Annotated in this window: 7 protein-coding genes; 6 read left to right on the top strand and 1 reads right to left on the bottom strand. The window is 73.8% G+C overall.

Going from position 1 to position 12,326, the window contains the following annotated elements:
* Positions 1-123 precede the first annotated feature (123 nt).
* Complete coding sequence (locus ACFWOG_RS06040) at positions 124-1,383, bottom strand: hypothetical protein (protein WP_380355268.1); 1,260 nt, start codon at positions 1,381-1,383, stop codon at positions 124-126.
* 1,199 nt (positions 1,384-2,582) lie between these two features.
* Between ACFWOG_RS06040 and ACFWOG_RS06035 the strand changes: the two genes are divergently transcribed.
* From ACFWOG_RS06035 to ACFWOG_RS06010, 6 genes are all read left to right on the top strand, one after another.
* The gene (locus ACFWOG_RS06035) at positions 2,583-3,389 is read left to right on the top strand and encodes a methyltransferase domain-containing protein (RefSeq protein ID WP_380355265.1); all 807 of its coding nucleotides are present in this window, start codon (positions 2,583-2,585) and stop codon (positions 3,387-3,389) included.
* A 78-nt stretch (positions 3,390-3,467) separates the two neighbouring features.
* Complete coding sequence (locus tag ACFWOG_RS06030) at positions 3,468-5,498, top strand: ABC transporter ATP-binding protein (RefSeq protein WP_380355263.1); 2,031 nt, start codon at positions 3,468-3,470, stop codon at positions 5,496-5,498.
* Positions 5,482-7,314, top strand: coding sequence for an ABC transporter ATP-binding protein (locus tag ACFWOG_RS06025; protein WP_380355260.1), 1,833 nt, complete (start codon positions 5,482-5,484; stop codon positions 7,312-7,314). Before ACFWOG_RS06030 ends, ACFWOG_RS06025 begins: the two co-directional genes overlap by 17 nt.
* Entirely contained in the window at positions 7,314-8,306 is a 993-nt protein-coding gene (locus ACFWOG_RS06020) for a transglutaminase domain-containing protein (RefSeq protein ID WP_380355257.1), read from the top strand. Before ACFWOG_RS06025 ends, ACFWOG_RS06020 begins: the two co-directional genes overlap by 1 nt.
* 156 nt (positions 8,307-8,462) lie before the next feature.
* Complete coding sequence (locus ACFWOG_RS06015; RefSeq protein WP_380355255.1) at positions 8,463-11,180, top strand: beta-ketoacyl synthase N-terminal-like domain-containing protein; 2,718 nt, start codon at positions 8,463-8,465, stop codon at positions 11,178-11,180.
* The gene (locus ACFWOG_RS06010; protein ID WP_329950955.1) at positions 11,180-12,118 is read left to right on the top strand and encodes a hypothetical protein; all 939 of its coding nucleotides are present in this window, start codon (positions 11,180-11,182) and stop codon (positions 12,116-12,118) included. The genes ACFWOG_RS06015 and ACFWOG_RS06010 overlap by 1 nt, the downstream gene beginning before the upstream one ends.
* The last annotated feature ends 208 nt before the right edge of the window (positions 12,119-12,326 follow it).

Here is a 12,326-nt window from a genome sequence, read left to right as displayed (position 1 = left end):
GGGTCCCCCCCGATCCCCTCTGACATCGCCCGCCCCCGGGGGTACCTTGCGCAGTTCGGCGCCGGCGGGGGGGGGGGGGGGGGGGGCGGGGGGGGGGGCCCCCCCCCCCCCCCCCGGCGGTCGTCACTTCACCAGCCGCGACCAGTCCGCCGGCTGTCCCGGGTCCAGTCGGCGCAGTTGGTCCAGCACCTGCGGGTCCTGGGCGTCCAGCCAGTCGGCGACCTGGCGGAACGAGGCGCAGCGGACCTCCTCACGCTTGCAGACGCTCTTGATCACGTCCTCGACCGCCTGCATGTAGATGCCGCCGTTCCAGTCCTCGAAGTGGTTGCCGATGAACAGCGGGGCCCGGCTGCCGTTGTAGACCCGCTCGAAGCCGGCCAGGTAGCTCTCCCGGGTCGCCTTCTCCCAGGTGTCGAACTTCTTCGGGTCGCCGTTCGTGGTGTTGCCGGACTGGCCGGCCAGGTAGTTGAAGTCCATCGAGAGGTTCTGGGAGGTCGTGCCGGGGTTCGGCAACAACTGCAGCGGGAAGTTCCAGACGCCTTCCTTCTTCACCGGCCACACCTGGAACTCGCCGGGCGAACTGGCGTCGTAGCGGAAGCCCTTGGCCTTCTCGACGGGCAGCAGGTTCTTCTGGCCCTCCAGGCAGGGGGCGCGGCCGCCCACCAGCTCCTTGGTGTAGTCGAAGGGGAGCGGTGGGAGGTCCTTGTAGCCGGTGTTGGTACGCCAGTTGGTGACGAAGGATATCGCCTGGTCGAGTTCGGACGTCCACTCCTCGTTGGACCAGTCGCCGCCCCCGCCGGGCTGCGGGCCGCAGAAGTGCCCGTTGAAGTGGGTGCCGATCTCGTTGCCGTCCAGCCAGGCCAGGCGGAGCTGCTCCAGGGTGTCCTTGATGTGGGCGTTGGTGGCGAAGTCGATCGACGCCGCGCCCGCGTCGTGCTTCGGGGGGCGGTAGAGCGTGCGTTTGGACTTGGGAAGGAGGTAGAGGCCGGAGAGGAAGAACGTCATCTGGGCGTTGTTCTCCGCGCCCAGCTTCCGGAAGCGGGAGAAGAGGCGGTCGTCGCCCTCCAGGGCGCCGTCCCAGGAGAAGACCACGAACTGCGGCGGCTTCTCCCCTGGCTTCAGCCGCTCGGGTTCGGGCTGCTTGGGCTGCGGGCCGGTGTCGGAGGTGGAGCCGTCACCGAGCAGCTTGACCTGGCCGTCCCAGGTCGGCGAGGGCGTGGGGGCCGGGGCCGGGGTCTCGGCGGGGGCCGAGGGCGTGGGGCTCTCGGGCAGGCTGCCGGTGGCGGTGGGTCTGCTCCTGGACGTGGGACATCCCGTGCTCAGGACGAGCGCCGACGCGACCCCCGCCGCCAGCACCCAGGTCACACCGCGAGTAGTCCGCACCGTGCCTCCGTCAAATCGCCCGACAGTTCAGTCACTGCACTGATAGGACGTGATGGAAAGTCACAAAGGTTACGCGGATGGCAGATTGGGAGTTCGTTGGAGCGGGTCGTCGGTCGTGAGGAGTGGGCAGGGCTCCGTGCGGTCCGGCGGAAGTTCCCGGAATCCGTCACTGAGCTCGCGTCAACGGAGCCTGGAAGGACCTCCGGACGGCGTCCCGGGAGGAGTCGTCGAGTGTCTCGCAGTCCGGTGGAGTCGGGGCTCGACAGGGCGGGCGAAAGAGCGGGCGAAGGTGGCTTCCGGGGTGGGGTTTTCGCCCCGGAAGCCACCTGGGCCGGTGGCGTGCGGTGCCGGACGGGACCGCGTCACGCGGTCGGTGCCGGGCGGCGCGCCGCCTTCGTGGGGGCGCCGGTCAGGACGGGTGCCCCCGTTTGCGGGCCGGCGGTCAGGCCTTCTTGCTGAGCACGATGTCGAGCTCGGTGACCCGGGCCTCGAACTGTGCGAGCTCCTCGTTGGTCGGAGCGGGACGCGTGGTCATGTCTTTCACCCCCGTTCCCTGGTGAGGCGGCCGCTGTGGAGGGGCCGCGAGGCAACGTCGGAGACGTTGTCGAGGGTCAGGCCTTCTTGCTGAGCACGATGTCGAGCTCGGTGACCCGGGCCTCGAACTGCGCGAGCTCCTCGTTGGTCGGAGCGGGACGCGTAGCCATGTCTTTCACCCCCGTTCCCCTGATTCGGCGGCGGCTGTGGACCGGCCGCCGTGCGACGGTGTCGGTCGACCGTCAGGGCTTCTTGGCGAGTGCGATGTCGAGCTCGGTGACCCAAGCCTCGAACTGCGCGAGCTCCTCGTTGGTCGGAGCGGGACGCGTAGCCATGGATTCCACCCCCTTCCTTGATCCATTAGGCGGTGACGCTAACACGTTGCATGTTCACATCAGCAATGTGATGCGCGTCACGGTGGGGGTGGCCGGGGGTGCGGTGATCATCACGCTCGACGGCGTACATGTCATGCGGTTAGAGTCTGGCGAAGATCAATCAGCCGGCGCTGACGGGGATGCCGGGTTGCCGCCGCCGGGACACCGGCCGCGATGGCCCGCGGGCGCCGGGACCGCGGCCGTTCGAGTGCTCGACGCGAGCCCCTCACGACCGGTCCCGCCGTCATGCCCGCTCACGCCATCAGAGGGGGAGTCCGTATGCAGGCAGGGGTGATCGGAGCCGACCTGCGCGCGTTCGCGGCCGTCGACGACGCGGAGGACCCGGTCCCGCTGATCCGTGCGCTGGACGTCGGCAAGTCCTATCCGGGCATGCGCAGCGCCGAGGCCGCCATCATGGCCGCCCTGCGGCTGGACGGCGCCCGGGCGGTGCTGGACGTGGGCTGCGGCCTCGGTTCGGACGCCATCGGGACGGCGGCCGAGGTGGCGCCGGGCGCGCGCGTCACGGGGATCGACGTCAGCCGCACCATGGTCGCCGAGGCGGGTCGCCGGGCGGCCGAGGCGGGCGCGGACGTGTCCTTCGTCTGCGGCAGCGCGCTGGACCTCCCCTTCGCCGACGGCGAGTTCGACCGCTGCCGGGCGCAGACGCTGCTGCAGCACCTGCCCGACGCGCCGCGGGCGATCGCCGAGATCGCGCGGGTCCTGCGGCCCGGCGGCCGGGCGGTGGCCTTCGAGTTCGACCTCGGTTCGACCGTCCTCGACCACCCCGACCGGGCGACCACCCGGACGGTCCTCGACTACGTCGCCGACGCCGCCCTGCAGGGCTGGATCGGGCGGCAGCTTCCCCGGCTCTACCGGGAGGCGGGCTTCACCGACATCACGGTCGAGCCGCACCTGGTCTTCAACGACTACGCGTTCTTCCTGTTCACGATGCGCCGGCCGCTGGCCCAGCTCGTGAAGGACCGCGTCCTGACGGCGCGTCAGGTCGTGTCATGGAAGGGGCGGTTGGAGCAGATGCACGCAGAGGGTCACTACCTCGGCGGCACCACCGGCTACCTGGTCTCCGCCACCCGGACCTGACGCGCGTCCGCACCGCGGTCGGCCGCAACCGGCCCACCGTCATCGAACAGTTCCACCGCACCGAGGAAGTGTCATTCCGTGCCCACCCAGCAAGACGGCGATCCACCCGTGACGGCCTCCGCGACCGCGGCGGCCACCGAAGGAACGGAAGGCGCGGAAGACGCGGAAGGAACGGTGGGCGCGGAAGGCGCGGCGGCCACCGAGGCCGGGGGAGCCGTCGGCCCCGGATCGTGGATCGCCCGGCTCCGTGCGCGCGACGAGTGGACGTTCTTCGCCGTCCTGCCGCGCGCGCACCGGGGGCTGGCCGTCGCCTGGTGGACGCTGATCGTCCTGCGCGGTGCGCTCCCGGCGCTGTTCGCCGTCACGGTGGGCCTGCTGGTGGACGCCATCGACGACAACACCTCCCCGACCGGCCCGCTCTGTGCCGCCGGCGTCGTGTTCGTGCTCTTCCGGCTGCTGGTGCCCTTCCACTCCCTGGTCGGTACGGCGCTCGGCGAACGGCTCTCCTGCCTGCTGCACGACCTGCTGGTGGAGAGCACCACCGCCCCCGACGGCATCGCCCACCTGGAGTCACGGGAGCTGGCCGACAAGCTGGCCGGCGCCCGCGACTTCGACCAGGGGACCGTCGGACCGCCGATGGCCATCTCGGTCGGCCTGATCGCCGGTGGCCTGGTCGAGGCCGCCGTCGGCATCGGCCAGCTCGTCGTGCTCGCCGCGTACACCTGGTGGGCTCCGCTGCTGGTCGGCGGCGCCTGGACCGCGACGCACTGGCTGCTGCGCGAGAGCAGTTTCTGGGACCGCAACTCCGGCGAGGTGCTGGAGGCGCAGCGGCGCTCCGACTACACGTACAAGCTGGCCGTCGAGGCCGCCGCCGCGAAGGAGCTGCGGATCTTCGGCCTGGGCGGCTGGGTCGTCGACCAGTTCACCGCCAACCGCCGCCGCCTGGTCGAGCTGCGCTGGGAGACGACGCGGCTGAAGCAGCGCCCGCTGCGCTGGACGATCCTGCTGCTGGTCGCCGCCAACGGCCTGGTGCTCTGGTCGCTCGCCCGGGACGCCGTCTCCGGCGCGGTCGGGACCGGCGAGGTGGTCGTCTTCGCACAGGCCGTGGTGGGCGCGAGCGCGATCGCCTTCGGCGGTCTGAACTGGGCGCTGCCGCCCGCCGCCGGCTCGGTCGCCGCCGTGCTGGCCCTCGGGCCCGCGATGGCGGAGACCGGCGGGCTCGCCGGCGGGGACCGCGGCGCGAAAGCGGCACCCGGCACGGAGCCGGCCCCGCGCCCGACGACGGAGCACGGTGTGGAAACGGCGGTCGGTGCGGAAACGGCGGTCGGCGTGAAGGCGGCGGTCGGTGCGGAGGTCCGCTTCCGGGGCGTCGGCTTCCACTACCCGACCGACTCCCGGCCGGTGCTCTCCGGGCTCGACCTCACTGTCGAGGCCGGCCGCTCGCTCGCGATCGTCGGCCTCAACGGCGCGGGCAAGACCACCCTGGTCAAGCTGCTCTGCGGCCTCTACGAGCCGACCCACGGCACCATCGAGGTGGACGGCACCGGGCTGCACCGGCTCGACCTCACCGCCTGGCGCCGCCGGGTCACCGCCGTCTTCCAGGACTTCAACCGCTACGAGCTGCCGCTGCGCGCCAACGTCGCGCCGCTCGGCGCCCCCGACGAGGTGGTCGGGGCCGCGCTGGCCGACGCCGGAGCCGCCGACCTCGCCGGCCTCGACACGGTGCTCGCCGCCGGCTACGAGGGCGGCCGGGACCTCTCCGGCGGCCAGTGGCAGCGCGTCGCCGTGGCCCGTGCCCTGTGCGCCGTCCGCCAGGGCGCCGAGGTCGTCGTCCTCGACGAGCCCACCGCGCAGCTCGACGTCCGGGGCGAGGCCGAGATCTTCGACCGCATCCTGAAGGCCACCGAGGGCTGCACCACCGTCCTCATCTCCCACCGCTTCTCGACCGTCCGGCACGCCGACCGGATCTGCGTCCTGGAGGACGGCCGGGTGGCCGAGCTCGGCACCCACGACGAGCTGATGGCCGCCCGAGGGCGCTACCGGGAGATGTTCGACCTGCAGGCGTCCCGTTTCGACTCCGAGGAGGAATCCGATGGCATCGTCCTCTGACGGGCTGCCCTCGTCCGCCAGGTCGCTGGTGCGCTCGCTGAGCCTCGGCTACCGGGCGAGCCCGCTGCTGATCGTGGTGGCCTGCGCGACCGCGATCGCCGCGGCTGCGCCGGACGCGCTGTTCGCCGTCGGCCTCGCCGCGCTCATCCACGCGGTGATCGACCAGGACGGCGGCGGCATCACGGCCGCCGCGCTGTTCCTGGGAGCCCTCGCCACCGGCGGGTGGCTGCTGGGCATCGTCAGCGACCGGGCCAACCGCCGCTTCGCCGACCGCGCGGCGGTGTTCGTCGAGTCGCACGTCGCCCGGCTGCAGTCGACCGTCTCCACGCTGGAGCACCACGAGCGGGCCGAGCACGCCGACCGCATCTCGGTGCTGCGCAACCACGCTGGCGCGCTGAGCTACCTCTACCAGGAGCTGTTCGGGACGGTCGGCGCCGTCATCCGCCTGGTCATCACGCTGGCCCTGCTCATGTCGGTCGACCCCTGGTACGGGCTGCTCGGCGCGGCCGCCGTCCCGGGTGTGCTGGTCTCCGGCTGGCGGTCGGGCATCGACAAGAAGGTCGAGGAGGCCGGCGCCCAGCACGAGCGGCGGGCCCGCCACCTCTTCACCCTGGCGACGTCGGCCGCCGCGGGCAAGGAGATCCGGGTGGCCGGGGTGCAGCGCTGGCTGTACGAGGCCCGGCGGGACGCCTGGCACCGCCGCTACGAGCCGCTGGCCCGCACCCGCTGGGTCTCCACGCTCTGGCAGGCGGCGGCCCAGTCCGTCTTCGTCGGGTCCTTCGTGCTCGTCGTGGTGCTCGCTGCCCGGGACTCCGGCGCGGGTGCGGCCGACACGCTGTTGCTCCTCACCGCCGGTAGCCGGCTGGCCCAGTACGTCGGGCAGACCGTCAGCCACGTGCAGTTCTACCGGACCATCTGGCTCGACGTGTCACGCCGGCTCACCTGGCTGGAGGACCTCGCCGCCGCCGAGACGGTGGGCGCCGACCAGCGCGTGCCCACCCGGCTGCGCGACGGCATCCGCCTGGAGAACGTCTCGTTCCGCTACCCCGGGGGCGAGCGGTCCGTCCTGGAGGACGTGACCCTGCACCTGCCGGCCGGCAAGGTGATCGCGGTGGTCGGCGAGAACGGTGCAGGCAAGACGACCCTGGTCAAGCTGCTCTGCCGGTTCTACGCCCCGACCTCGGGCACGATCGCGGTGGACGGCGCCGACCTCGGCAGGATCGCCCCCGCCGAGTGGCGCGCGCGGATCAGCGGCGCCTTCCAGGACTTCTTCAAGTTCGAGTACCCGGTGCAGCAGGCCGTCGGCGTCGGCGACCTCGCGCGGGTTGACGACCCGGCCGCCGTGCGGGGCGGCGTCGCCCGGGCCGGCGCCGAGGAACTGGTCGCGGGCCTGCCCGACGGGCTCACCACGCAGCTCGGCCCGTCCTGGGAGAACGGTGTCGACCTCTCGCACGGTCAGTGGCAGAAGGTCGCGCTCGCCCGGGGCTTCATGCGGGACGACCCGCTGTTGCTGGTCCTCGACGAGCCGACGTCCGCGCTCGACGCCGAGGTGGAGCACGCGCTGTTCGAGCGCTACGCCGAGGCCGCCCGCAGCGCCGCCGACGACGAGTCCGGCCGGATCACCGTCCTGGTCTCGCACCGCTTCTCCACCGTCCGGATGGCCGACCTCATCGTGGTCGTCGACGGCTCCCGCGTCGTCGAGTACGGCTCGCACGCGGAGCTGATGGCGCGCGGCGGCCAGTACAGCGAGCTGTACGAGATCCAGGCCTCCTCCTACCGCGAGGGCGCGCGCGCCGTCCCGGCGGAGGCGCGCTGATGGCCCCGCCCGCCCGCAGGCCGCGGCCGGTTCCCGACGGTGCGACCCTGCGTGCGGTCGTGGACCGGATCGTGCGGGTGCCCGACCGGTTCCGCTCGTTCACGTCCACCGCGGCCGACGCCGCCCGGCACTTCGGCATCGACGAGGGGCTGCTCACCGCGCTCACCGACGAGGGCCTGCCCTGCGGTGGGGCAGGTGGGGCAGGTGGGGCAAGTGGAGCAGGTGGGGCAGGAATGTCGGGTGGTTCCGACGGTTCCGGGGGCGTCCGGTACGACCAGCTGGACCTGGCCAACGCCTCGCTCTCGCTGACGCTGCCCTCCGCCCGGTTCATGGCCATGCGGGGCTGGTCGGCGGCCCTGCGCACGGCGGCGGGCGCGCACGGAGCGGCCACCTACGCGGTGGACGTGCTGCCGGCCTGCCCGCCAGGCGCGGGCGAGCACGGCTGCCGTTCCCTGGCCTCGGCCGAACTGCGCGCGCAGCCGGGGTTCACCGGCCCGGCGGGCGGCCCGTTCACGCTCACCCGGCAGGTGCGGGCGCAGCCGGCGCAGGTCCACCCCGAGCTGGCCGAACTCACCGGCCTGGTCGCGGACGTGCACTTCCACTACCTCCCGGCCGGGCTCCGGAACGACGTGGGCTTCCTGCGGGACGCCCGGCTCGGCGACTGCGGTCTCGTGGCCACGCACCTCGCCGGGGAGGCGTCGCGGCTGGGGCTGACGGCGCGCCGCTCGTTCGGCCTCTTCCTGTCGGCGCCGTACTCGATCGCGCACTCCTGGCTGGACGTGCGGCTGGACGGCCGCTGGGTCTCCTTCGACCCGCACCTGCTGAAGCTGCTCACCGGGTGGGGCCTCCTCCCGGCCGCGGAGTGGCCGGCGCACCGTTCGATCGGCGAGGGCGCCTGGCGGCTGGCGGACCACGAGTTCGTGCTCGCCACCCACGACGGGGCGGAGACGCCGCTCTCCTTCCCCACCCGGGTCCTGGCCGGATCGATCTGACCGACCCGACGGGAAGGCCGGGCCCGAGGCCGGTCGGGCCCGAGGCCGGGCCCGGCCGGTACCCGGCCGATCGGGCCGACCACCCGGACTCCCGCCCCCGACCGGGGCTCCCCGAACATGCCCCGGCTCCGGCCGTTTCGAGACGAAAGGACCGCCATGTCGCCCGATTCAGGGACCACCGGCCTGCCGGAAGCAGGCGGCCGGGTGCCGTCGTTCGAGGCCGTGCACTCCTATGTCCGCGAGGTGGTGGCGGAGGCCGCCGGGGTCGGGGCCGCCGACCTGCACGGCCCGGACGCCCTGCGGGATCTCCGCCTCGACTCGCTGACCCGGATGAACATCACCGTCCGGTTCGACCAGGACCTCGGCGACATCCCGCCGACCCTGACGTTCGAGTACCCGACGGTGGCGGACATCGCGGAGCACCTGCGCCGGACCCGCGGACCCGAGCTGTGCGCCCTGCTGGGCCAGGAGCACACCGAGTCCTCCGACACCGAGTGCTCCGACACCGAGTCCGCCGCCGTCGGGGAGCGCGCCGCCGGGCCGGTCGCGGTCCGGGACCCGGCGCCGGCCCCGGTGGCGTCCGTCGTCGCCGCCGACTCCGACATCGCGGTGATCGCGGTGACCGGGCGCTACCCCGGCGCCCCGGACGTCGAGACCCTCTGGCGCAACCTGCGGGACGGCGTGCGCAGCATCACCGAAGTCCCCGCGGATCGCTGGGACTGGCGGACCCACTTCGACCCGCGCCGGGGCCGGCCCGACCGCTCGTACGGCCGCTGGGGCGGATTCATCGACGGCGTGGCCGAGTTCGACGCCGAGCTCTTCCACGTGCTGCCCCTGGACGCGGTCCACACCGACCCGCAGGAGCGGCTCTTCCTCCAGACCTGCTGGCACCTGTTCGAGCAGGCCGGGATGCTCGGCCCCACCACGCACGAGCCGTCCACCGGGGTGTTCGTCGGGACGATGAACCACACCTACGGGAAGATCGGTGCCACCGGCTGGCCGTCGGGCCGGCTCACCGGGGCCAACTCGGCGCCGTGGTCCGTCGCCAACCGGGTCTCCTACTTCTTCGACCTCAACGGTCCGAGCTTCGCGGTCGATTCGGCCTGCTCGTCCTCGCTCACCGCGATCCACCTGGCCTGCGAGAGCCTGCGCCGGGGCGAGTGCCGTACCGCCGTCGCGGGCGGCGTCAACCTCCTCCTGCACCCCGCGCACCTCGTCGGGCTCTCCGGTTCGGGCATGCTCTCCTCCGACGAGGCGTGCAAGGTCTTCGACGAGGCCGCGGACGGCTTCGTGCCCGGCGAGGGCGTCGGCGCCGTCCTGCTGAAGCCGCTGGCGGCGGCGGTCGCCGACGGCGACCACGTCTGGGGCGTCATCAAGGGCAGCGCACTCAACACCGCCGGCCGGACGTCCGGCTACACCGTGCCCGATCCCGCCCGGCAGTCCGACCTCGTCGGCCTGGCGGCCGCCCGGGCCGGCGTGGAGCCGCACACCCTGTCGTACGTCGAGGCGCACGGCACCGGCACCGCCCTCGGCGACCCGCTGGAGATCGCCGGACTCGCCCGCGCCCTGGCACCCGGGCGCGACGCCGGTGAGCCGTGCGCGGTCGGCTCGGTCAAGGCGAACATCGGACACCTGGAGGGCGCGGCCGGAGTCGCGGGCCTCACCAAGGTGCTGCTGCAGCTCAAGTACGGCCGGATCGCGCCGTGCGTCTCGCTGGACCGGGTCAACCCCAGGATCGACGCGCCGGTGATCCGCTTCCCCCGGGCGGAGGAGGAGTGGCGCACCCCGCCGGGCGTCCCGCGCCGCGCGGGGGTGAGCGGCTTCGGTGCGGGCGGCGCCAACGCGCACCTGATCGTCGAGGAGTACCTGCCCGGACGCGCGGCCGGTCGGGACGCGGCCGGTCGGGGCGCGGCGGACCGGTCCGCGGACGAGCGGTCCGCGGACGGCGGGCGGCCGGGGGAGGAGCACGTGGTGCTGCTCTCCGCCCGGACCGGGGGGCAGCTGGGCGCCCTCGCCGCCGCCCTCGCCCGTACCCTGGCCGACCCGGCGGACGGCACCGGCCGGTCGCCGGACCTGGCGCACCTCGCGAGCAGCAGCCAGCTCGGGCGCAGGGAACTGGGCGAGCGCCTCGCCGTCACCGCCCGGAGCGCCGCGGACCTGCGGGCGGCGCTGGAGGCGTTCGCCGCCGGTCGCCCCGCCGAGGGTCTGCGGACCGGGACCGCCCGCGCGGACGGCTCGCGCGGGGGTCTGCTGGACGACGAGGACGGGCGGGCCTACGTCGAGGCCCTGACGGCGAAGCGGCGACTGGACCGGCTCGCGGCGCTCTGGACGGAGGGCGTGCCGATCGACTGGAGCCGTCTCTGGCCGCTCCCGCGCCCGGCGCGGGTCGGGCTGCCGCCCTACCCGTTCGAGCGGAGGCGCTTCTGGGTGGACGCCGCACCGGCGGTCGGCGGTGGTCGGGACGTGCCGGGCGACAGCACGGACGCCCCGGCCCCGGCCCCGGTCCCGGCCCCGGCGCAGGCCCAGGCCCCGGTGGAGGGCATCGGCGAGGCCGTCGACCGTGACCTCCGCCAGGAGTCCTGCGGCTTCCTCCTGGTCGAGCCGGACGCGGTCGACACCGACGCCGACCTGATGGACCTCGGCTTCGACTCCATCTCGCTGCTTCAACTCGCCGGCCAGGTGGGCGGCATCTACGGCATCGAGCTGGACCCGTTCGTGGTGTTCGCCCACCCGACCCTCGCGGCCCTGCGCGAGCACCTGCTCGGGGAGCACGCCGACGCCGTCGCGGCCCGTCACCGCGACCCCGTCGTGCCGCCGAGCGCACCGTCGATCCGACCGGCCGACGCGCCGGCCGACAGCAGAGTGGAGAACTGATGGACCAGCAGGCGGACGTCCGGCCGGAGTCCGGGACGGCGGTCGAGGAGGTGGTCGAGCGGATCCTCCGCGTTCCGGACGGCTACCGGGGTTTCACCACCCCGCAGGCCGCGCTCCAGAAGGTCTACGGCGTCCCGGGGGAGCTGTTGGAGCTCCTCCTCGACGCGGGCCTGCCGCACCGCGGCAGCGGTGACGAGAGACGGTTCGACGTGTTCGACCTGGAGAACGTCACCGTCGAGCTGGAGCTCAACAGCCCCAGCTGGATGCTGATGAGGACCCTCGGCCGGGCCTTCGACGGCGGACTCGGCCGCAGCCGCAACGAGTACCGCTTCCGCACCACCGGCCGCTGTCCCGAACCGGGCCACTCCGGCGCGTGCGACTTCGCGCCGGGCAGCATGCTCGACGCCGCCACCGGCTCCGGCGAGGTGACCTGGGACGGTCCCGCCTCCTTCGTCCGGCAGATCACGCTGCCGGACGAGGAGTACTGGTTCGACGACTCCGTGCTCCCGCTGTTCGCGTCGGTCGACCGGCTGTTCTTCCACCTGCTCCCGCACGCCCTGTCGACCGACGTCGGCTTCGCCCGGGAGACCGGCCTGGCAGACTGCCGCCTCGCCGGCCACGTCCTGCTGGACGAGGCGGGCGGCACCGGCGTGCGGGTCCGCGGGGCCAGCGGCCTGATCATGTCCGCGCCCTTCCCCCTCCAGCACATGTGGGTCGAGGTCGAGGTGGACGGGCGCTGGACGGCCGCCGACCCGTTCTTCCTGCGCACGCTCGCCCGGTGGCGCATCGTCGACTCCCGGGCGTGGCCGGCGCACCGCTCCCCGCGCCGGATCTACTGGGCGGTCGAGGGTGCACCGGCCCCGCAGGACATCGCGATGATCACCCACCGGGGCGAGCGCGCGTCGAGCTCCAGCCGGATGGTCGACTGGCAGGACTGAGCGGCGCCGGTCCGGACGGACGGGCGAACCGACGGACGGGCGGGCAGACGGGCGGCGGCGGGTCGGGCTGACACCCCCGCCCCCCCCGCCCGCCGGTGGGGGGGGGCGGGCCCCGCGGGCCCCGGGCCCCGCGGGGGGGGCGGAGCGGCGGGTCGGCGGGGGCGGCGGGCCAGGGGCTGGAGTGGGAGGTGGGGGGGGGGCGGGGGCC

Source organism: Kitasatospora sp. NPDC058406, assembly GCF_042722765.1.
GTDB lineage: Bacteria > Actinomycetota > Actinomycetes > Streptomycetales > Streptomycetaceae > Kitasatospora.
Note: the sequence above shows the minus strand (reverse complement) of the source record. Positions and strands in the feature narration are given on the sequence as shown.

What these genes read in the sequence shown, in the direction of transcription:
- ACFWOG_RS06025 (WP_380355260.1), top strand. Translation starts at nt 5,482, where the DNA reads ATGGCATCGTCCTCTGACGGGCTGCCCTCGTCCGCCAGGTCGCTGGTG.
- ACFWOG_RS06020 (WP_380355257.1), top strand. Translation starts at nt 7,314, where the DNA reads ATGGCCCCGCCCGCCCGCAGGCCGCGGCCGGTTCCCGACGGTGCGACC.
- ACFWOG_RS06015 (WP_380355255.1), top strand. Translation starts at nt 8,463, where the DNA reads ATGTCGCCCGATTCAGGGACCACCGGCCTGCCGGAAGCAGGCGGCCGG.
- ACFWOG_RS06010 (WP_329950955.1), top strand. Translation starts at nt 11,180, where the DNA reads ATGGACCAGCAGGCGGACGTCCGGCCGGAGTCCGGGACGGCGGTCGAG.